The 22,181-nt window shown below is 52.7% G+C and carries 11 protein-coding genes; 5 read left to right on the top strand and 6 right to left on the bottom strand.

What is annotated here, in order from left to right:
* Positions 1–40: 40 nt before the first annotated feature.
* The 5 genes from ACHQGU_RS09185 to ACHQGU_RS09165 all read right to left on the bottom strand — a co-directional run bounded on the left by ACHQGU_RS09185 (position 41) and on the right by ACHQGU_RS09165 (position 15,124).
* Entirely contained in the window at positions 41–8,599 is an 8,559-nt protein-coding gene (locus ACHQGU_RS09185) for a GH36-type glycosyl hydrolase domain-containing protein (RefSeq protein ID WP_395494785.1), read from the bottom strand.
* 521 nt (positions 8,600–9,120) lie between these two features.
* The gene (locus ACHQGU_RS09180; RefSeq protein ID WP_395494783.1) at positions 9,121–11,997 is read right to left on the bottom strand and encodes a TonB-dependent receptor; all 2,877 of its coding nucleotides are present in this window, start codon (positions 11,995–11,997) and stop codon (positions 9,121–9,123) included.
* Between the two features lie 97 nt (positions 11,998–12,094).
* A complete protein-coding gene (locus ACHQGU_RS09175) occupies positions 12,095–12,994 on the bottom strand; it encodes a DUF4880 domain-containing protein (RefSeq protein WP_395494781.1) in 900 nt (299 codons plus the stop codon).
* A complete protein-coding gene (locus ACHQGU_RS09170) occupies positions 12,972–13,535 on the bottom strand; it encodes an RNA polymerase sigma factor (protein WP_062144703.1) in 564 nt (187 codons plus the stop codon). Before ACHQGU_RS09170 ends, ACHQGU_RS09175 begins: the two co-directional genes overlap by 23 nt.
* Before the next feature lie 185 nt (positions 13,536–13,720).
* Positions 13,721–15,124 (bottom strand): PLP-dependent aminotransferase family protein, encoded by a 1,404-nt coding sequence (locus ACHQGU_RS09165; RefSeq protein ID WP_395494778.1) that lies wholly within the window; start codon positions 15,122–15,124, stop codon positions 13,721–13,723.
* 128 nt (positions 15,125–15,252) lie between these two features.
* Here ACHQGU_RS09165 and ACHQGU_RS09160 point away from each other — a divergent pair, with 128 nt between their 5' ends.
* From ACHQGU_RS09160 to ACHQGU_RS09140, 5 genes are all read left to right on the top strand, one after another.
* A complete protein-coding gene (locus tag ACHQGU_RS09160; RefSeq protein WP_395494776.1) occupies positions 15,253–16,602 on the top strand; it encodes an aspartate aminotransferase family protein in 1,350 nt (449 codons plus the stop codon).
* Between the two features lie 43 nt (positions 16,603–16,645).
* Complete coding sequence (locus ACHQGU_RS09155) at positions 16,646–17,038, top strand: tautomerase family protein (RefSeq protein ID WP_062144536.1); 393 nt, start codon at positions 16,646–16,648, stop codon at positions 17,036–17,038.
* A gap of 270 nt (positions 17,039–17,308) precedes the next feature.
* Positions 17,309–17,770 (top strand): (2Fe-2S)-binding protein, encoded by a 462-nt coding sequence (locus ACHQGU_RS09150; RefSeq protein WP_062248735.1) that lies wholly within the window; start codon positions 17,309–17,311, stop codon positions 17,768–17,770.
* Positions 17,760–19,937 (top strand): molybdopterin cofactor-binding domain-containing protein, encoded by a 2,178-nt coding sequence (locus tag ACHQGU_RS09145; protein ID WP_395494773.1) that lies wholly within the window; start codon positions 17,760–17,762, stop codon positions 19,935–19,937. The genes ACHQGU_RS09150 and ACHQGU_RS09145 overlap by 11 nt, the downstream gene beginning before the upstream one ends.
* Entirely contained in the window at positions 19,934–21,184 is a 1,251-nt protein-coding gene (locus ACHQGU_RS09140) for a c-type cytochrome (protein ID WP_395494771.1), read from the top strand. Before ACHQGU_RS09145 ends, ACHQGU_RS09140 begins: the two co-directional genes overlap by 4 nt.
* Here the strand turns inward: ACHQGU_RS09140 and ACHQGU_RS09135 are convergent.
* A complete protein-coding gene (locus ACHQGU_RS09135) occupies positions 21,174–21,716 on the bottom strand; it encodes a cupin domain-containing protein (protein WP_043551040.1) in 543 nt (180 codons plus the stop codon). The two genes, ACHQGU_RS09140 and ACHQGU_RS09135, sit on opposite strands and share 11 nt — an antisense overlap.
* Positions 21,717–22,181: the final 465 nt, after the last annotated feature.

Genomic DNA, 22,181 nt, shown 5'->3' with positions numbered 1-22,181 from the left:
TCTTGTTCTCTTAATATCGCAGTTATGCAAATAATTTTAACTAAATCGTATAAATAACTGTATGACTTGCTCCATCATCCTGGAGTTGAAGTCTGTCTGTTTTCCCCAAAGAGATATTATCGACGGTCAGGCCTGGTGATGTGCTGTGACTGACCCGGTTGGGGTTCTTGATGATGCAGTGATACTGACTGCTGCGCCAGTGGAGCGTGACTTCAAATTCAGGCCATTCCTGTGGAATACACGGGCTTATCAAAAGCATGTCTCCCTGAATGCGAATGCCGAGAAGGGATTCAATGCCTGTGCGCTGCATCCATCCGGCTGACCCGGTATACCAGGACCAGCCACCTCGCCCGATGTGCGGAGCTACTGAATAAATATCCGCAGCAACCACGTAAGGTTCCAGTTTGTAACGGTTTGCCTGCTCCTGTGTGCGGGCGTGCTGGATGGGGTTAAGCATGCTGAACAAAGCATGAGCCTGATTGCCGTCTCCCTGTGCTGCAATGGCCATTACTGTCCAGAGTGCCGCATGGGTATATTGCCCTCCATTTTCCCGCACTCCGGGCGGGTAGCCTCTGATATAACCGGGATCAGGCAGCGCTTTGTCAAAAGGCGGTGTGAGAACAAGGATCAGTCCATCCTGCGGGCGGACAAGATGCTCAACAGCCGAGTACATGGCGTGATGCGTGCGTTCGGGAGAAGCCGCATTAGACAGAACGGCCCAGGACTGGGAAATGGCATCAATCTGGCATTCAGTGTTCTTGTGAGAGCCAAGGGGCGTGCCGTCATCAAAATAGGCACGCAGATACCAGTCTCCATCCCATGCGCGTTCCAGAGCATTGGCCAGCTTTTCAGTGTGGTTCTGCCAGGCTGAGGCTCGAGCCGTGTCATGTCGCTCAAGGGCAAGAGGAATGAATATCTTCAGCGTGGTGTAGAGGAACCAGCCAAGCCACACGCTTTCTCCTCGACCCTGTTCTCCCACCCTGTTCATCCCGTCATTCCAGTCTCCTGTTCCCATAAGTGGCAGGCCGTGGTCTCCCACAGGTAGACTATGGTCCAGTGCCCGCGCACAATGCTCAAACAGACTGGCTTTTTCAGAAGAGAGTGCGGGAACCGTAAAGTGGTCGTGTTCTGTAATCGGCAGAGGGGGAGCCTCAAGGAAGCCTATGCTTTCGTCCAGGACTGCCTTGTCTCCGGTTGTCGTGACATAGTGGGCTACTGTGTAGGCCAGCCAGGTGCAATCATCAGAAATATGGGTACGGACACCAGAGCCAGTTTGGGGAAGCCACCAGTGTTGCACATCGCCTTCAGGAAACTGGCGAGATGCTGCCCGTAAAATATGCTCCCGAACACGCTCCGGGGAGGATGTTGCGAGCGCCATGCCATCCTGCAACTGATCCCGGAAGCCAAAGGCGCCACTGGCCTGATAAAAGCCCGCTCTGGCCAGAACGCGACTGGAGAGGGTCTGATACAAAAGCCAGCCATTGAGCATGATATCCATGCTTCTATCAGGGGTTTTGACCTGAATGGCATGGCAGACTGTATTCCATTTTGCAGTAACGGCTTGCAGAACGTCATCAAGGTCTGCCGTGCGATACTGGAGAATAAGCCGCCTTGCTTCAGCTTCGTCCGACGCCTCACCAAGCAGGAAGACAATTTCAACACGGCCATTGGCAGGCAGCGTAATAAGGGTCTGGAGGATGCCACAGGGGTCCAGCCCGGCTCCTGTTGCGCTGTGCACGCCATCAGAATGGGTAAAGGCACCCGGGTTATCCAGAGACCCGTTGCGCCCAACAAAACTCTTGCGATCTCCGGAAATGGTCGTGACGTAGCTGCCCAGATCGGCAAAGGCTATACGGGAGCCATAGGTCCCATCCCATTGGTTTCTGGCAAAAAGGGCGCCGGTTTTTGAGTCTGTTTCGGTAGTGATGAAAGGTGCTGTTTTCGTTCGGGAGGTTCCCAGAACCCATTCCACATAGCTGGTGAGGGACAGGGTGCGGGACTGTCCTGAAAGATTATGCAGCTGAATGCGTGAGAGTTTTATCGGGTCTGTTGGTGGCACATATTGCAACAGGCTGCTGGCAATGCCGTGGGCTATCCGCTCGTAGCGCGTATAGCCCCGCCCATGATGGGTGACGTAAGTTGCGCCGGCGTCTCGTCGGGCTGCGGCGGTAAGGCTCCAGACAGTATGAGTTTCTTCATCTCGCAGATAGAAAATCTCACCTGGAGGATTGCTGATCGGGTCATTGGACCAGGGTGTGATCTGATGTTCCCGGCTGTTAAGAGCCCATGTGTGTCCGCTGCCTTCTGCTGAGGCCAGAAAGCCGAATGTCTCGTTGGCTATGACGTTGATCCACGGAGCTGGTGTGGACGTGCCCGGAGACAGCACAACAACATAAGTTTCGCCATTATTTGCAAACCCACCGTAACCATTGAAGAACTCCAGTTCTGGCACGGGGGGCGTATCAAATGCGGCAGGCTCGGAAATGGGAAGAGGCTGAAAGGCAGGCGGCGTCTGTGCAGGCTGGGATTCTGCCAGATCAAGCTGTTCCTCAAGGCTGTCTTTTGCGCCCAGAACAACGCGCGCAACGGACAGGAGAAGAGCCAGAGTGCCGGGGGAGAGCAGATCAGTCCGTAAAATACGAACTGACCCGGCCCCTGTTGCGGCTTTAGGAATGGAACGCACCAGATTTTCCAAAGAGATCTGGAGATCCTGCAGGTAGGAAGAGGGGTGGTCGTTCAGGATAACCAGATCAATCGGAAGTTGTTTGAGGCGGAAATATTCATGAGCCAGCAGAACCTGACGTACGATGTCTGTCCCTGAATTTTCCTTGACTGTCAGAACAACGAGAGGGAGGTCGCCTGAAATGCCGAGTTCCCACAATCCCGTCTGGGGGCCCGCGCCAAGCCTGATGGCAGGGGATGATGCGCGCAAAGAAGAGCCTGCAAATAGGATATGGCTTGCCAGACGCTGGAACAGGTCTGCTTCCGTCGGGTTTATATCAAGGTGACGCAACTGGATTTGTGCTTGTGTCCAGGCCAGAGTGCGCACGCGGTCCAGAGCGGCAGCATCCTTGTGCGTATCAATCAGGTCCAGAAGTTTTTCCCGGGACGATGCTGCCATGGTCCAGAAAGAAATGCGCGTTGTGGTGCCCGGTTTGAGCGCTGCCCGGCAACGAAGAGAGAAAGAGGCGTCAAGCACAGTTCCTGTTTGTCCTGATAACGCGGTTTTTCTCGTCAAGGCGACCGGAGATCGCACGGTGTGGTTGCGACCGATGAAGTCTGCCCGGTCTGTTCCCATGCGGATGGGAAGCGGAGAAACGGCAAGATGGGCTACCCAGATTTCTGCCTCATCCGGGGTTCTGCGCCTGCGCGTGGCAATAAGCGCTTTGGCTTCAGGAAGATATTCGGTCTGAACAAACAGCTTGGTGAACGCTGGATGTGCCAGGTCTGCGTCTTGGGCCAGAAGCGCGAGTTCAGCATAGGAGGTAATATCGATTTCCTGCGTCTCATGGCCTGCATTGGAGAGCGTGAGGTGCCGAACCTCAGCATCATCTTCTGCGGAAACCATGATGTCCAGAGTGGTGGTGAGTGCCCCATCCCGGCGGGAAATTTCTGCACGATCTTCGTGAAAACCAACCAGATAGTCATCGGGTATAGTGCCACAGGGCTGGATGCCCGCAGACCAGACAAAACCTGTTTTAACGTTTTTCAGATAGAAATAAGAACCATGCTGGTCGAGCGTAGGGTCTTCCCGCCACCGGGTAAGCATCTGTCCCTGCCAACTGCTATAACCAGAACCAGCGGATGTGAGCATGACAGTATAACGACCGTTTGAAAGCAGATGCGTTACCGGCTCCTGCGTGTAGGCCGTGCTATAGTAACGGCCTGCGCGTATCGTTGCTTCGGGGGCCGGGGCGGGAATAGCCTGTTCGGCAGGAAGAGGGCGGGCCACAGCGCTTTTGTCTGGCGCGCGCTCCTGCAGGAGGAGTTCCGCAGAGGCCATGGTTGGGTCATTATGAAAACGGGTTCTCATGACCCCGTTCAGAACAGTATCGGCAACTGCGAGAATGGACATACCCTGATGGTGTGCCATGTAAGCGCGGACAATCGCCACAGTCTGGTTCTCTGGAATACGTTCGGGCGTGTAATCCAGTGCTTCAAAAAAGCCGTATCGTCCTTGTGCACCGGTTTTTTCCAGAACGGAGAGGTTGGCGACAGCTTTTTGTGGATCAATCATCGCGGCCAGCAAGGTAGCATACGGAGCCACAACCATATCCTGCGCAAGGCCACGTTTGAGACCGAGTCCGGGCACACCAAAATTCGAATACTGATAGGTATAGTCAAGATCCCGGACATTATAAGCGGCCTCGGAGATACCCCATGGAATGTTTCGGCTTTGTCCATAGGCGATCTGGCGTTGGACAATCCGGGCGTTTGTCTCCTGCAGCAGGCTGCCGACGGGTGCCCGCATGACCAGAGACGGCATGAGATATTCGAACATCGACCCGGACCATGAGACAAGCGCTGCCCCATTGCCAGAAGGCGTTATGGCCCTGCCAAGGCGGAACCAGTCCCGTGCGGGAATGTCCCCTTTGGCAATGGCAAAATACACAGCCAGCCGTGCTTCCGATGCCAGAAGGTCGTAACAGTTGGCATCCGCCGTATCGTCTTGCACCAGAAAGCCAATGGACAGCAGTTTGCGCGATGTATCGCGCAGAAAACTGAAATCCATCTCGTTCGCAAGCTGTTGGGCTTGATATTCCAGCGCTTGGATCCGTTCAAGAAGGCCGGATTTTCGGGACTGGTCGAAGTCACGAAGGTGACTTTCCAGCGTGCGGAGCGGAGCAGAGGCCCAGAAGGCCGGGTCTCTGGATGAAGGTATGGATGACTCTTCCGGGAACGGAAACAGATGGGCTGCATGCTCAGCAATAATTTTCGCCTGCTGGAGGAAATGCGTCAGAGTCAGGCTCGTTTTGTCTTCTGGTGCGGACAGGACTGCATTTTTCAGTTTTCCAAGAGATCTGAGCAGAACGCGCTGCTGTTTGGTGAGCTGAAGGCGTATTCCGTCTCTAAAAGTAATTTCCATAATGGCGATTGTGATGGCGTCGGAAAGGCCGGGCCGCCAGTCATGAGGCTCAGTTTCCTGCGTGAGCCATTCACGGCAGGTGCTGGCAACGGTAATGAGATGCCCGGCGAAATTGCCGCTATCCACTGTAGAAACATAAAGAGGATTCAGAGGCTCAAGGGTTTCTGTGCTATACCAGTTGTATAAATGGCCCCGGTATTTCTCCATTTTGCGGACTGTTTTCAGGGTGGATTCCAGCCGTTCCACTGTGTCCTGAAGGCCTGACCAGCCAAAGTCCCGCGCATTGATGGCGCAGAGAAGATAGAGACCAATATTGGTTGGCGATGTGCGTCGGGCCAGAACGGGGCTGGGGTCTTCCTGAAAGTTGTCTGGTGGCAGCATATTGTCTGCTGGCGTCACGAAGGTTTCAAAAAAACGCCACGTCCTGCGCGCAGTGAGGCGGAGTGTTCTGATATCAGTGCGCGATGGACGTGACTGAGACGGGATGATCGGAGAGCGACTGGTCCATAGAGCAAGAGCGGGGGACAGAACCCACAGGCAGGCAAGAGGTGCACATAAGAGGAGGGTCTCTGGGTCTGTCCACATGACGTAAAGGGTGAGCACGCCAGCAAAAATGGGAGCTGCCAGCATTTTCTGATAATATTGCGCCATGCCCGACTGGAGCAGGTGGGCCGTATGGGCCGCCGGAACCCACTGCAACAGCAGGCGCCGCGTTATGAAGACCCGCACGAAGGTGCGACAGATTGCATCCATCATAAGAAAGGCCTGATGGGCCAGAAACGTGAGATTGAGCGCCGTCATGATGGCTGCGGTCATGAGGTGTGACGTAATGACGGTGAAGTAGCTCCGGAAGGTGATCCATTCTCGCCGTGGGAAAAGATCCGGCAGAACAGGCAGGAAGGCGGGAAGAGCGACTATCAAAAGGATAAAGAGCGTCCAGATGGCCGCGTTGTCTGGCGTAAGAAGCCAGCATGCCAGTAAGGTGATGAGTGTGAACGGAGCGCACAGTGTCCGGCGCAGGTTATCAAGCATTTTCCAGCGCGCAATTCCGGACAGGCGGTCATGCGGTCGCGGTGTTTTTGTTGTGCCGGAAATGATCCACGGCAAGAGTTGCCAGTCGCCGCGCGTCCAGCGATGCAGCCGTTGAGCAGAGACCATGTAATCGGTCGGGAATTCCTCAACAACTTCAATGTCAGAGGCGAGCGCAGCGCGTGCAAAAATGCCTTCAAACAGATCATGGCTCAGAAGGGTGCCTTCCGGTACACGGCCGGCCAGAGCGGCTTCAAAAGCATCAATGTCATAAATGCCTTTCCCCGCGTAGGACCCTTCTCCAAACATGTCCTGATAAAGGTCCGAGATGGCTGCGGAATAGGCATCGATCCCGCTGGACGTGGAATAGATTTTTTGAAAGACCGTACTGTGATGCCCAACAGGGAGAGAAGGCGTCACCCGCGGTTGCAGGATGGCATAGCCTTTCTCAATTCTTCGGGTTTCAGGATTGAATTGCGGGCTATTAAGAGGGTGAGCAAGCTTGCCAACCAAGCGCCGCACTGTTTCCAGAGGGAGGCGTGTATCCGCATCCAGCGTGACAACATAGCGAACATTTTGCGGCAGAAGACGGCTCTGGTCGTCAAGAAACGTCGTGTCGGTGGCGCCGCGTAGCAGTCGGTTTAGCTCATGGAGCTTTCCGCGCTTGCGCTCCCATCCCATCCATGCGCCCTCACTCTCGCTCCAGATGCGGCGACGATGCAAAAGCAGAAATCTGTCTCCATTAGGAGATGCGCCAAAGCGCTGATTTAATAGAGCAATACCGGTAACGGCCTGATGCAAAAGCACGCCATCATCCGGACTGGCTTCGGTGTCACAATCTTTCCAGTCGGTCAGGAGGGCAAAATGGACGCTCCTGTCGTGCGTGGCCAGATAGTGGATTTCAAGTCGCGTCAGAAGCTCTTTGACAGTTTTTGCATCTGTTAGAAGGGCGGGAATGACAACAAGAGTGCGCATATGGTCCGGGATGCCCTGCAACAGCTCAAGACCCGGCAGCATGGTGACTTTAACCGCACGGAGGGCGAGCCTGTTGATGCAGGCGACAGCAGCCTCAGATGTTGGGATTGCGGCGCAGATTACGACAAGGACCAGCCAGAAGGTGGGGGTGTATTCTTTTTCTGAAATCCAGATGGGAATGCTAAGGAAAAAGAGTGACAGGATGAAAATAGCCAGACTATATCCGGTAATTCCACGATGGCAGAAATCCCGTATAACTTTTCTGGAAAGGGGAGGGGTGAACCCCACTTCGGCTTCGAGCGCCAGGCGACCGTCCAGAAGAAGGTAATAGCCAGGGTCGCTTTTGCGCGGGTCCGAGGCGTGCGTTTCCTGCGCCTGTTGTGCAAAGGCAATGGCGCGATGGGCAATATCAAGTTCCGAGGCCTTGCTGCCAAGCGCCAGATCTTCAATGGCCTTGCGGTACAGGTCCCGGCTTGCAAAATCGGCCTGAGTAAAGCTCGGATAGTTGGTGAAGGCTTTATCAATCAAACAGATCTGCTCAAAGATTTCTGTCCAGTCCAGCCCGGTAATCAAGCGTAGACTCGTGATGATATTGCGAACAGTAGCGTTGAACGCCCCTTGATTTTGAAAATCGTCCTGAATGGTTTTTTCAATACTGCTTTTCTTGTCTGCCAGACGTTGCTCTAGCCAGACCAGAGCGGGATCCTTTTCCAGATCCAGCCCTCTTGACCGATGAACGAGACGGGCAACAAAAGCCGGGGTCAGGCTTTCTGGCTCAACGAGAGAGAGAACCTTCTGGATAGAAAGGCCTTCGTCTTTACGAGTTTTTTCAAGTTTATCGGCAAAAAGATCAGCCGCGCGGCGACTGTTACTATTGTCGATGATGGCGTGAGCGGTCCGGCGCAGATTTTCAATGAGCACAATCCGCAAGGTCATGGGAACAGCCCAGAGTTCCCCAATGGTGAGAGGCGTCACACTTTGGTAGGCCAGAAGATAGCGGCAAAGGACATCCTGATGCAGGTGGCTGTCAGTATGGGCGACAAGCGCCCACATCACGCCAAAAATCCGGGGTAATCCTTCAAACGGTCCGTTTGCCAGCTTGGGCAGGCGGGCATAGTAACCGGGAGACAGGTCAAGGCTTGTTTCCCTGATCTGCATATCAATAAGCGCATAATTGTCGGCAAGCCACTGGGCTGCAGGTGTTAACTGTTTCCCGGCCTGCAGCGCTTCTGTAATAGCGGCATCTGTTTTGCGAAGGAAAATACCATTTTCTGCGAGGCGGTGTTTTAATGGATAACTGCTCGTCTTGCTTTTGTGAGTAATTGTCTGAGCAACGGCCAGACTACGGGCATGTGCCTCAAGGCGCTCAATGCCGAAAATCTCACTTTTTACCGGTGCTCCGTCATTCTGCCAGTAAAGGGATGTATCGGGTTTGAAAAGACGCAGCCAGAAAGACGGGCGGTCGGCCCGACCCGCTGCATGTTGAGGAAAATCCGTAGAGCCGTCCATGCTGTTGCTCCGTCTTAGCGCTTGGAAGAGAAAAGGGTTTTTGTCTTTGTTTTCGGAAAAGGCTTCTGCGCGAGCGGATTGCTGACATTATGCAAGTTTTTCTTGTAAGCCAGTTGGGTTTAGAAAATCGTTTTCAGTCGTTCTGCCGTATCGCTCCTGGCAGTAAGGGAAGCAGCCCGACGTAGATGAGGCTGCATCTTCATGGTTTTCTCCTTGATCACCAGGTGTCACAGAAGAATTGAAACGCTTTGATTTATATAGAAGAGTATTCACCTCTCTCCAGCTTTTGCGATGGAGGGGATGAGTCACTACGAACAACAACGTGGGGCATAGGGAATAGTTCCCCGCCCTCTGGGCGCGAATATTGCTGCCAGTGCACTCGGCCTGACAGAGCCGGTCTGCTCTTGGTTGAGACAGGTCACCCTTATAGGCTGAAATACCGTGACCCCGTAAAGGGCCACGGAGTAAAAGGAGGGAAAGTGGTTTTAAGGGAGTGATCTGTCGTTGGCGTGGAGAGTCCGTTAGTTGTAAACGACCTCAAAATAGATGCTGCGGCCGTAGTTTTCTTTTGCTTCAAGGCGATTGAGGTTTTTACCGTAATACATCCGTGTATGTGACCCAGCCAGATTATAAACTTCATATTTAAAGCGAAGACTGTCCGTAATGTCGTGCCATGCGCCAATGTCTAAACTTGGCTGCGAGCCATAACCATAAATTTGCGTCGGATCATCATTCAGTCCTTCGAGGTATTTTGCTGAGTAAGAAAAGGATGCTTTCAGTGCGCCGCGTATTTGCGGAATGTGCCAGGTTACGCTCCCGTTAAAAATATACTTTGGCTGCTCAGGGAGTTGATTGAGTTTGTAGGAAACATTTGCACCTTCATAAGTCATCCGGCCACGCATCCATGTGCCGCTGGCATTGACGTCAAAAGACTGATTCCATGGGCCTTTAATGCTGCGGTTCACAACAGAAACTTCAACACCCATAAGTGTTGAGGTGTTGGCATTGCGCGGTTGTTTAACGTATGTGAGTTCATCATTAATAAGCTCTGTAGATCTCGTTGTGTAAATGTCGTGTTTTATTATTTTGTTGAAATAAGCGACGCTAAAAACACCACGACCATGGTTGAAGAATTTATCTATTGAGACATCAAAGTTTTGCGCCTGACGCGGGCGCAGATTGGGGTTGCCGCGCGTCAGTGAGCAATTCACACTCCCAGCCTGCGTATCGTCACTGTTACCACAGCTATATTGTTCGGCCTGAGCAAGATCTGTTGGTTGTGGGCGCCCAACAGATTGGCTGTAAACTGCATGAAGTATTAAATCACGAGGAAATTCATGCACAAAGGTTAAAGAAGGCAAGGGGTTGATGTAACCACCGTTCTTCTTATTGATTTTTCCAGTTGCATTTGCCCCGTCTGTTTCAGGAATAAACGCATTGAAATTTACAGCGTCTGCCCGAACACCTGCAATGAGTTGTGAATGCCGCCATTTGTAGTGAAGGGAGACGTAGCCGTCAAAAAGCTGTTCTTTATAGCGGAAATAAGCCAGTTGCGTGTAACTACGTGACTTGTCTGCGTCAAGCGTTTGCTTATCCCACGCAAAATGGGTCAGATCAAAAAAAGGTCCATTAGGGTTTTTCATGTCTGGAATAAACATACTGGAAGTCGCATCTCCTCCAGGGTTATACCAAAGCTGGTTAGAGGAATTGGTCGCATCCAGGCTGCGCCATTCAAACCCACTTGCAAACCCAAATCCGTGAGAGTCAGGATTAAGGTTGCGTGTGTAGTCCAGACGCACGTTTGCCACGCCTTCATGGTCGCGGTCGTACTCTTGTTGTACTGTCTGAAATGTATAACCGCTGTTAAGCAGTTTATTCATATCGCTAATATCTGTAAGAGTTGCTACTCTTTCTTTGTCGATGGTGTAGTCCGCAAAAACGGCCTTATTCCCTTTTTCACTGGGGTAAACTCTGGCGGTGACATAGGGCTCATGATTGAAGTAATCTTCCCAAGTGTAACCAGCGCGTAATTTAAGGGTTGAAATATTGTCGTGCCAGTTCAAATTGCCCAAAACACCATTGGTATTCATTTTCCAGTTATCTTTACGACCAATAGTGCGGGCTCTGTAAATATATTCTCGCCCACTCGTGGGCGTTTGGTTCCATATCCCCGTATCGTCAAGCAGATATTCGTTATGCTCCATAAAGGAGTCTTCCCACCTCTGGTAGGCGTAGCCCATGACTGACGCACTTAATCCGGTATTTTTCGGACGCCATTCCAAACGGGCTGCTCCCCCTAAAGTATTGAGGTCATTGGAATAGCTGCCACCATCAACGTAGCGGGGGGCCGTCATGCCGTTCCAGCCGGGGGTGGTGGAGGCGTTGGGTTTAAGGATTTTACCTTTGGTGTCGTAATAGTTGTAGCTATCTTCCTGCCATGTTTTGCTCGTATTGCGCGTCCGTTTTTGGTACCGGAATGAGGTCATAATCCCAAATTCATTGTTTTTCCCAAATCTATCGGAAAAAACAGCTTTAGCGCCTTGCCCCAGGTGGGGGGACATACCAGGGATCCTGTTAGCGCCTGCGGACCCTTTTTCGGTCGAGTAGATGCCATAAGCGTTAATGTATTTGTAGAGGCCTTTGTGGTCAAAAGCGCTCCGGGGATTCATATCAATAACCGCACCAATGGCCCCGCCATCCTGCTCGGCGGTAAAAGTTTTATAAATACTGTCTTCACCCGTCATTTCGGCTGGTATGTTCTGTAAGTTTACACGGCGCCTGATGCTGCCACCATCACTAATGCTGGCGAGTGTTATGCCATCTAATGTTGTCTGGTTCAGGTCAGAAGAAACGCCACGCACACTGATGTAGCGGGGTTCATCCCCATTACGAATGCCAGTAACACCCGGTAGTTGCGTGAGCATCTGGGCAATAGAGGTGGCACCCCCAAGGTTGGAGATATCGTCATAGGTGGCGGTGTCTACCACACCGGCAAAATTGCGTTTAGTACGAAGTTCTCTTCTATGCCCTTGTACGGTCAGGTTATCTTCTCTGGCCTGTTCCGATGTTTTAGTTTTTTGGGCTGTTTTTGCTCGGAGTGTTATGAAATTTTGGTTAGAAGCATCAATTTTGAAGATGTTTGTTCCGAGAAGCTTATGCAGTGCTGAGAAGTTATCCATCTTTCCGTAAAGGGGGGCAGAGCGCAGGTTATCTGCTACCTTGCCGTCAAACGCAATATGAAGCCCTGTCTGCCGGCTGAAAGCCATGAGGGCAGCCGTAAGTTTTTGTGCGGGAATAGCAAAGGTGCTTTGTTTGTCCTGTGCAATGGAAAGGGTTGGGATAAGGCACACTACAGAAGTAGAAAGAGCGAGTAGGCGAGACCGACCTGAAAAAGACATTCTTGGAACCTTAGTGAGATAGACACATCATACTTTCAATGAGTCTTTCCCCCGCTCATTCCCTCCGTCTTTTTTTGTGACAGTTTCGAGACGGCTCTTATTCAAGAAAAATATGGCCAGCATCTTCCTTGATATGAGCGCCGAGAATGGCTTTGACGGCCTGGGCAAAGACATCTGGGCGGTTAAGGTCAAACAGGCCTGAAAGGCGCATGTCTGCCAGTCTGAAGGAAGGAACCAGCTGTTTTTGGTTGTATCGGTTAAAAATATCTGTGGCTTCAGAGAGTGTTTCTGTCGCCAGAGAGACCTGGCCCTGGGTCCATGCCGTCAGACGTGCAAGGTTATCCTGATCAACAGTGCTGAAGTGCAACCTGCCTTGTGGTGTTACAGTCACCTGCGCTCCCACAGAGAAGTGTTTGTGCTCATTCAGCCTGTGGCCATGCATGATCGCTGTGCCATCAACTACAACGGCATTCTCGTAAGAAGAGCTTTTTGTGAGCAAAAGACTGCCATCAAGCACAAACCGCAAATTTTGCGTTTTGACGTAACGGTGCCTGTCGGTAATGAAGCATTGCCCCATGAGCAAAGAGGTCTGTTCTGATTTGTCTTCGAGCTGAGTATAGCAATCCAGCACTATTCTGTGTTGCTTGCTATTCTCGCAATGCAGGATGTTTTTTTGCGTACTATAGCGTGTGCTGGCTTCCCCGCTTTCTGCAGGGATGAAAAATGCCGCTACAGAGGCAGCCACAGCAGCAGACATAAATGCCCGTCGGGATGGTCTTTGTTTGTGTTGAGGCAGGTTAAGCGTTGGGCTGTAAAGGGCTTTGGCTCTGTCTGTCGCGTGCCATACGGCCTGACTGCGTAAAAAAGCGCCTTTGTGCCGGATATCGGTCTGTAGCCAGGTTTCCAGATCATCTTTTTCTTGGTTTGTAAGGCTACCACGGTCTATGCGGGCAACCCAGCGTGCGGCAACGTCATCAAGAGAGTCTTTTGTTGCCACGGGTCAGTCCTGTTTGTGTGTTCTGGGGGGCTTTTTCACGCTGTCCATAAAATTTGGAGATCAGGACAAGCGCTCTGGCAAGCCGCTTTTCGACACTTCTTTCTGATATGCCGAGTTTCTTTGCGCAATCTTTTTGTGTGTGGCCATTTATTTTTCTGTCAATAAAGACATATCGGCAATTTTCGGGGAGTTGTTTTATGATGTCTTCCAGAAACCGGAGTTCTGCGCGGGCAGTGGTAATGTCCTCCGCAGAAGGTGTCTGGTCTATCAGAATGTCATGTTGCAAATCAGCAATAGCCGTAACACTAACGACCTGCGCTTTTTTATAGTGGCGTATAACCAGATTGCGGCAAATGGTATGAAAATAGCCGACGGGATTTGTAACATTGCTAACGTCTGCTTCGGAGAGGATAACATAGGCTTCCTGAATAATATCATCAGCCTCAAAGTCCGGGAAACGTGCAAGCCATGAGCGGACTATATGCTCATTTGGTAAAATATAACTCGCCAGCCAATGGCTACGCTCTGTGTTCTCTAGCATAACCTTATGTCACCTCTTAATGCAGAGGCTATTTAGCAGTTTGCCATTGTTTGTTTGTGAAACTATTATGACACTCTGAGTATTATGACATTTTCGTCATTCTCTGCTTGAGCTGGATGTATGTCCGGGAGGAATGCAGCGATTATGCTTCTCAGGTAAGGTATCAGAGCAAAGTCTGCGTCTCTTTACCGACCTTTATTTTCTTTCTCTAAAAAAGCGTAGAGACGGTCGTGGTTGGAGTGGGTGACGTTAAAGCGGAACCACTGTGACTCCGAGCGTTCCGGGCGAAAGAGGGAGCCGGGTGCTAGCAGGATATCTTCCGCTGCGGCCCGTTCTGCAATGGCGTGTGTGGTGACGTCTTTCCTGAAGCGTGCCCACACAAACAGGCCGCCCATCGGGCGCAGAGACAGCGTCATGCCAACGGCGACTAAAGACTGGCAGACAGTTTTCTGGGCCTGAAACAAGCGTTCTCTCAGGTCGGTCAAGTGAGGGCCGTATTGTCCAGTTTTTATAATATGCAGGACCGTTGCTTCGTTTAATCCAGCGCTGGTCAGGCTGGCGGCCATTTTGTAGCGCAGGATGCGTTTACCAACATCAGGCGCGCAGGCCAGATAGCCGACGCGCAGGCCGGGCGCAATGGTTTTAGAAAAACTACCAATATGAATGACATTCTGGAGTTTATCATGCCGCGCATGACAGGGCTGGCTTTCCGGCGCTAAATCCAGAAAGATATTGTCCTCAATAATGGCAACGCCGTGTTTGATGGCGAGGGCATGGATCGCCGCCACATTGTCAGTCGTCACACAACTGCCTGTCGGGTTGTGGAGAATTGAGGTTGTTATGAACAGCTTGGGCTGATGCGTTTTGAGGGCGCGCTCAAATAATTCGGGGGAGGGGCCGGCATGTGTGCGGGCTATGCCGACAGCGTTGAGACCCAGACTTTGCAGAAGCGGATAGAGGTTGCAGTAGCCGGGGTCATCCACCAGCACGGTGTCATCTGGTTGGGTTAAGGTCCGCAAGACCAGTTCCAGTGCCTGACTGGCGCCATGCGTCAGAATGATGCCGTCTTCAGCACAGGGAATGTCACGTTTTGCCAGAAGCCGACGAATGGCTCGGCGGAGTTCCGTCAGGCCATAAGGGCTTCCATAATCCAGTATGGAGGCGAGGTGGGGTGATTGCTCAAGGGCTTTCAGGCCCTGCTTTACAGCATTTGCAAAAATGTAAGGCTGGGCCAGCCAGCCGCATCCGGCTTTGATGATGGGGGCGTTGTCCTCATACGCATGTTGCAAAAGCCAGAGTGAGTCGATGGGCGGCCGTTGTGTCGCCAGAAGCGGTGAGGCTTTGACGTAATAGCCACCCCGATCACGCACATCGAGCAGGCCTGCGGACACAAGCCGCGTATAAGCGTTGGCGACAGTAATAGGGCTAACATTGCAGAGCGTTGCCATGCGACGAATGGACGGAAGGCGCTCCTGCGTCAGAAGGGTGCCAGTGTGGATCTGCTCGGTAATAGCCGCAACAAGTTGGGAAATGAGGGAGGCAGGCAGCCCTGGATCAAGCGCAATGGATGGAGATGCTATCTTAACCATAAGAATGCAGTACAGTTTGTGGAAAATATGCGCAACTGTACATAGGCCTGAAAGAGGGAAGCCGTTACTGTTTGTTATCGAATACGCCTGATGCACTGCGTTGGCGGGAATAAGAGGAACAGCAGTCAATGCCGAATGGGACGGGAAACTTTGATCCAGTTGCCGCTGTGGAAAAGGGGGCATATTGGCAACCCTTTACGGCGACCCGGGTGTTGCAGGCTAACCCGGCACCCCGCACGCTGGTGTCTGCTAAAGGGGCTTATTATCAGACACTTGATGGCAAGAAGGTGTTTGATACGCTGTCTGGATTGTGGTGCACCCCTTTGGGGCATGGGCACCCGCTGATTGCCGAGGCTGTCAAAGCGCAGGTGGAGACGCTTGATTTTGCACCCTGTTTCCAGGTGACGCATGAAGGCGCGCTGTCTCTGGCTCAGCGTATTGCTGACATGGCACCTGAAGGCATGAACCATGTGTTTTTTGCCAATTCCGGGTCTGAAGCCGTCGATACAGCTCTGAAGGTGGCTCTGGGCTATCATCGGCTTAAAGGTGCGGGCAATCGCTTCCGTATGATCGGGCGGGAGCGGGGGTATCATGGCGTCGGGTTTGGCGGCATGTCGGTGGGAGGGATTCTCTCTAACCGCAAGATGTTTGCTGCAGGTATGATGCCGGGAGTTGATCATCTTCGGCATACTTATGAGCCTCAGCATATGGCGTTTACCCGTGGGCAGCCAACATGGGGCGCGCATCGGGTGGAAGATCTGGAGCGGCTGGTGGCGTTGCATGACGCCTCAACCATTGCTGCGGTCATTGTGGAGCCTGTGCAGGGCTCAACGGGCGTGATTGTGCCGCCACTTGGCTATCTGCAGCGGCTGCGCGAGATATGCACCCAGCACGGTATTCTGCTGATTTTTGATGAAGTGATTACCGGCTTTGGGCGCATGGGCGCGCCTTTTGCAGCGCAGCGTTTTGGGGTGACCCCGGATATCATCACATTTGCCAAGGCGGTCACCAACGGTGTTGTACCGATGGGCGGCGTGATTGTAACGGATGAGATTTACAACACCTTCATGACGGGCCCGAAGAGCGCCATCGAATTCTGCCATGGCTATACCTATTCCGGCCATCCGCTTGCCGCTGCCGTGGGGCATGTCGTGCTGGATGTAATGGAGGGTGAAGGGCTGTTTGAGCGTGTGCGTGCGCTGGAACCGGTTCTGGAAGATGCTGCTCATAGTCTGAAAGGCCTGAAAAATATTGCAGATATTCGCAATATTGGTCTGACCGCTGCGGTTGAACTGAAACCTGCGGAAGCCGGAGCCGGGGTGCGTGGCACAGCCGTGTTTGAAGAAGGGCTCCGTCAGGGGCTTCTGTTGCGGGTGACGGGGGACATCATTTCCTTTGGACCTCCCTTCATTTCCACTGAGCAGGAATTGAAAGACATGATGCTCACACTCCGAAATGTGATTGAAACCGTCGGCTGAGTTGCGAGTTTTTACTCATTCTTTCTGAAAAGGATTGTTCTTTATGCCCCTTCTGCATTTTCATATTGTCAAAGGTAGCCGTAACGCGACGGAAATTCGCGAACTGTTGGATTCCGCGCATGCTGCCATGCTGGAATCTTTCAAAGTGCCGGAGCGTGACCGGTATCAGCTCGTTTCTGAGCACGATAAAACCCACATGATCATTGAAGATACCGGGCTGGATATTCCCCGTACCGATAAGGTGGTGCTGCTTCAGGTTGTGTCTCGCCCTCGCTCAAAAGAACAGATTACCGAGTTTTACCGCCTTCTGGCGGAAAAGCTGGAGAAAGACTGTGGGCTGAAGCCGGCTGACCTCATGGTGTCCATTGTGCAGAATTCTGACGAACACTGGAGCTTTGGTCTGGGGCGTGCGCAGTTTCTAACTGGCGACCTCTGACATCAAATATCAGCCATTATGTTTCTATAAATATAGTTCGTGATGGCTGATGCATTCTCGCCCTGATTTTAAGAAATCAAATAGGATTTCCGGCGGAAGGTAAGGAGAGAAATGCACAATAAGGCAGTTGCCTTATGTGTGTATTGGGTCTCCATAACGGAAATATCTTCTAAAAAGACGGGCATGTGCATTTTTAGTGCGCTCTCTGGCCGAGAATGAGGTATCCTGTCTGGCGGATATCCAAAATAATCGCAGTAAGGCTGGGCTCGCATGAGGTTTGATCTCAAAGTCAATAATGTATTACGCGAGGTCGATGTGCCGCCGGATATGCCGGTGCTTTGGGTGTTGCGCGATATTCTTGGTCTGACGGGCACAAAATACGGGTGCGGAGTTGCACAGTGTGGGGCATGCACGGTGCATCTGGATGGGCAGCCTGTCAGAGCCTGCCTGCTCACGGTCGCCGCTGCTGCCGGGCATGATATTCTGACCATTGAGGCAATTGAACATACAGAAACCGGGGCGAAGGTGCAGCAGGCCTGGCTGGATGAGGAAGTCATTCAGTGTGGTTATTGCCAGTCCGGGCAGATTATGGCTGCAACGGCCCTGTTACAGCAGATCCCGCAGCCAACGGATGCAGATATTGATGAGGCTATGGCTGGCAATATCTGCCGCTGCGGGACCTATGTACGTATTCGCAAAGCCATTCATAAAGCCGCCAGCCATGAAGCGTAAAAATTTGCCCACATCCCGCCGGGCTTTGCTGGGAGCTGCGTTAAGCGGGGGCGGCGGTTTTCTGTTGTCTGCTTTTCTGCCGGGGTTGCCGCTTTTAAAGGCTTCTCAGGCGCAGGATACAGCGACGGGGGTTGTATTCAGGCCGAATGCGTTCATTCGGATTACGCCGCAGGGCGCTGTGACGCTGATCATGCGTTATGCAGAAATGGGGCAGGGAATTTACACCGGTATTTCCATGCTGCTGGCAGAAGAGCTGGGCGTGACACTGGATCAGGTTTCTGTTGAGGCCGCACCGGCTGATCCTGCCTATGTTGATAGTGTGGCAGGCGAGGAAGAAACGGGCGGATCATCCTCGACGCGGGATAGCTGGGTCCCCTTGCGGGAGGCCGGGGCTGCGGCCCGCATGATGCTGGTTGCTGCTGCTGCACAAATCTGGGGTGTGGCAGAAAGTGCCTGTCAGGCCCGGGATGGGCGCGTTTTTCATCCGGGCAGTGAGCGGAGCCTGTCTTATGGAGAGCTTGCGGAGGCAGCGACGCATCAGCCTGTGCCGACAAAAGTTTCTCTTAAACCCGCTTCTGATTTCACCCTGATTGGCACAAGCCCCCGCAGGCTGGATACAAAAGCGAAAACAAACGGAAGCGCGCAGTTCGGGATAGATGCACAGATACCGGGCATGAAAATCGGGCGTATCATGGCGTGCCCGGTTAAAGGCGGCCATTTGACCGGCTATAATCGGGCGGCAGCACTAGCTGTTCCGGGTGTGGTGGATGTGGTGACGTTGCCGGATGCGATTGCCGTCATAGGCGAGCATATGTGGGCAGCCATGAAGGGGATGGAAGCGGCTTTTCCGCAATGGGAGTATGGTCCAAACGCAACCACCTCCACCGATGATATTATTGCCCGTATGAAAAAGACATCAGAACAGTCTGGTGTAGTGGCTGTCAAAAACGGTAATGCGCAGGAGGCTTTGAAGCAGGCGCACACGCGTATTGATGCTGTTTATGAGCTTCCTTTTCTGGCGCATGCGCCGCTGGAGCCGATTAATACAACCCTGCATATCAGGCCTGACGGGGCGGATGTCTGGGTTGGCACGCAGGTGCCTGGGCGAGCGCGGCAGGAAGTGGCTGATGCAACGGGTTTACGTCCGGAAAATATTGCCGTGCATAATCACCTGATTGGCGGGGGTTTTGGGCGCAGGCTGGATTCCCATTCCATCGGTCAGGCAGCGCGTTTTGCAAAACAGGTGTCTTACCCTGTGAAGCTGATCTGGACGCGGGAAGAAGATATGACGCAGGATCAGTTCCGCCCGTATTATTATGATCGGATTTCTGCGGGGCTGACTGAGGATGGTGCGATTAGCGGATGGCATCATCGTACGACGGGTTCATCCGTCACGGCGCGCTGGTATCCGGAGGGGATGCAGAAAGGGCTGGACCCGGATGCTGTGGAAGGGGCTGCGCAAACCCCTTATGCCATGCCGGACCAACTGGTTGAATTTGTCCGGGATGAACCCGATGCGGTGACGACCCTCTGGTGGCGGGGGGTGGGCCCAACACATAATGTGTTTGTTGTTGAGAGCATGATTGATGAACTCGCACATCAATCCGGACAGGACCCGCTGGCGCTTCGTAAAAAGCTGGCCGCTCATCAGCCCCGCGCGCTGAAAGTGTTGAACGAAGTGGAAAAGCAGTCCGGCTGGGGGAAGACGCTTCCGCCGGGCCATGGGATGGGGATTGCGCTCCATTATTCTTTTCAGACATGGGCGGCAACCGTGCTGGAAGTTGCTGTTGAGAAAAATGGGTCGATCCGTCTTGTTCAGGTGCATAGCGCCGTGGATTGCGGGCCGATTGTCTTTCCCGATGGTATTGTGGCGCAAATTCAGGGTGGCCTCATTTTTGGGCTGACGATGGCGCTTTATAATGAAATCACGTTGAAAGACGGACGGGTTGAACAAACCAACTTCCACAACTACCGCATGATGCGTCTGAACGAGACGCCGGATATCCAGGTGCATCTGGTACCAGATCCTGAAGCAGAAATTGGCGGGATTGGGGAGGTGGGCACTGTTGCAGCGGCCCCCGCGCTGGCAAACGCTCTGTTCGCCGCAACCGGAAAACGCCTGCGCCGCATTCCATTTGCCAAACAGCTTGGCGGAGAAAAGGCATGATGTCGCTTTGCTCTTTGAAGCATGTTTTGCGCGGGGCGACAGCCGTTGCGCTGAGTTTCTACAGTGGCATGGCGTTTGCTGACAGTGCTCCGGGAGCTGAGGCCGATACGCGGCCCGAGCTCATCAAACGAGGAGAGTATCTTTTCCGGGCGGCGGACTGTGCGGCGTGTCACGTAGCACCTAAAGGCGGAAGTCTTACAGGCGGCCGGCCTTTCGTGCTGCCTTTTGGCACAATTTTTGCTGTTAACATTACGCCAGACAAGCAAACCGGGATTGGCAATTATACAGATGACGAGTGGCTGAAAATGTTGCGAGACGGTGTGGGGCGTGGAGGGAAGCATCTTTATCCCGTCATGCCTTATACGGCTTATACACTGCTGAGTGATGCAGATGCGCTGGCTATCAAGGCCTATCTGTTTAGCGTGAAGCCTGAGAATGTGCCTGCTCCTCAGAATAAGCTGTATTTTCCGTTCAACCAGCGATGGAGCATGATATTCTGGAACTGGCTGAATAACCCGAACAAACGCTTCCAGGCTGATCCAGCTCAATCGGAACAATGGAACCGCGGGGCTTATCTGACGGAAGCGTTAGGGCATTGTAGCCAGTGCCATACCCCTCGCACCATAACGTACGGCCTGAGTAGTAAAGCTTACGCCGGGGCCGTGCAGGTTGGCTGGCGTGCTTATAATCTGACCTCAGATACGCAGCACGGTTTGGGAGGCTGGACAGACGAACAACTGACCTCTTACCTCTCGACCGGTAAAGCCAGTGGCAAGGGGGCGGCCTCTGGCCCGATGGCAGAAGCTGTGGAACATGGTCTGCGCTATATGACGCAGGCTGATATTGCAGCCATGGTTACGTATTTGCGCAGTCTGCCGCCTATTGCAGAAGGGCCGGTGGCACAGGCTATGTCGCCTCAGGCAGACCATGCCTTGAGCGATGTTGCACGCAGAGGGAAGGGGCTTTTTGCACAGGCCTGTGCCGGGTGCCATTTACCGGATGGACGCGGCCGACAGTCTGAGTGGGCCGCGCTTGCTGGGGCACATAGTGTGTCAGATCCTGCGGCGGATAATCTGGTGCAGGTTTTGCGCAGCGGCACAGCGCTAGAGACGGGGCAAGGACGCGTTTTTATGCCCGGTTTTTCAAAAGCCTATACAGAGGAAGAGCTTGCAGCCATTGCCTCTTACGTTCTGGCCCATTTTGGCAACACACAGACGGACATCAAACCGTCTGCTTTTAAAAACTAGGGGGCGTTGCAGCGCTGACAATGTGGCAGGGTTCCTTGCCAATGTTGCGAAAGCGGTGGGGAAGATTGCTGTCAAAATAATAGGCGTCCCCGGGGCCGAGAATAGCGCGCTGGTCGGCCACAGTAACTTCTATTTCCCCACTGATGACCACGCCCCCTTCTTCCCCCGTGTGATGCAGCATGGTTTTGCCCGTATCTGTGCGGGGGGCGTAGACTTCATCCAGCATTTGCAGGGCGCGGCCATTCAGGTTTGTGCCAATCTGGCGGTAAGAAATCCCTTTGCCGCCAATCTCACGCAGTTCAGACGCACGGTAGAAAAGCTTACGCTCTTCAAGATGCTCGAAGGCGAAAAACTCCGATAAATTCATTGGCAGAGCATGGACAATCTGACGCAGCAGCCCGACTGAAGGGTTGATGGCGTTGGATTCAATTAGTGAGATTGTGCCATTGGCAACGCCGCATCGTCTCGCCAGTTCGCGCTGGGACAGGCCGCGTTGCGTGCGTAAAGCGTAAAGTGTGCCGCCAACATCCATAACGTCTGATTCTTTCGCTGCTCTCTATTTTTTAACCGTAATGAAAAAACAGGCGTTCTGACAAGGGGAAGGCGCAGGGTGCGTTCGATATCTTTGCATCCTATTAGTGTTTGAAGTGTTTTTGATAATGAACACATGCTCCGGGGAACTGTTGAAGGCCGCGGAGATTGAAAAACCTTATAAAACTGTTGCGATAAGGCATTGTTCTCCATATCATCACACAAAAGAAACGTTTCTTGTGAGGTCTGTAAGATACTGCTGATACCGAATCTGTTTTGTATCTGTGCAAGAAAGTTCACATTGCGAGGCGAACGCGCAGAGGTTTTCCGGGCAGCTTTAAGTCTTATGTCTCCGTAGAATTCAGGCTCATCTGAACGCAGAAAAGCGTTTTAAATCCTGCCTTTTTCGGCATTTCAAAGTGGAAGAAACAGACGTGAGCAGAAAAATGAAACTCGCAGAGATGGT

The organism is Acetobacter sp. KSO5 (assembly GCF_044094635.1).
Classification (GTDB): Bacteria; Pseudomonadota; Alphaproteobacteria; order Acetobacterales; family Acetobacteraceae; genus Acetobacter; species Acetobacter cerevisiae.
This window is presented reverse-complemented; position numbering and strand designations above follow the sequence as displayed.

What these genes read in the sequence shown, in the direction of transcription:
- ACHQGU_RS09140 (WP_395494771.1), top strand. Translation starts at nt 19,934, where the DNA reads ATGATGTCGCTTTGCTCTTTGAAGCATGTTTTGCGCGGGGCGACAGCC.
- ACHQGU_RS09160 (WP_395494776.1), top strand. Translation starts at nt 15,253, where the DNA reads ATGCCGAATGGGACGGGAAACTTTGATCCAGTTGCCGCTGTGGAAAAG.
- ACHQGU_RS09145 (WP_395494773.1), top strand. Translation starts at nt 17,760, where the DNA reads ATGAAGCGTAAAAATTTGCCCACATCCCGCCGGGCTTTGCTGGGAGCT.
- ACHQGU_RS09150 (WP_062248735.1), top strand. Translation starts at nt 17,309, where the DNA reads ATGAGGTTTGATCTCAAAGTCAATAATGTATTACGCGAGGTCGATGTG.
- ACHQGU_RS09155 (WP_062144536.1), top strand. Translation starts at nt 16,646, where the DNA reads ATGCCCCTTCTGCATTTTCATATTGTCAAAGGTAGCCGTAACGCGACG.
- ACHQGU_RS09170 (WP_062144703.1), bottom strand. Translation starts at nt 13,535, where the DNA reads ATGCTAGAGAACACAGAGCGTAGCCATTGGCTGGCGAGTTATATTTTA.
- ACHQGU_RS09135 (WP_043551040.1), bottom strand. Translation starts at nt 21,716, where the DNA reads ATGGATGTTGGCGGCACACTTTACGCTTTACGCACGCAACGCGGCCTG.
- ACHQGU_RS09165 (WP_395494778.1), bottom strand. Translation starts at nt 15,124, where the DNA reads ATGGTTAAGATAGCATCTCCATCCATTGCGCTTGATCCAGGGCTGCCT.
- ACHQGU_RS09185 (WP_395494785.1), bottom strand. Translation starts at nt 8,599, where the DNA reads ATGGACGGCTCTACGGATTTTCCTCAACATGCAGCGGGTCGGGCCGAC.
- ACHQGU_RS09180 (WP_395494783.1), bottom strand. Translation starts at nt 11,997, where the DNA reads ATGTCTTTTTCAGGTCGGTCTCGCCTACTCGCTCTTTCTACTTCTGTA.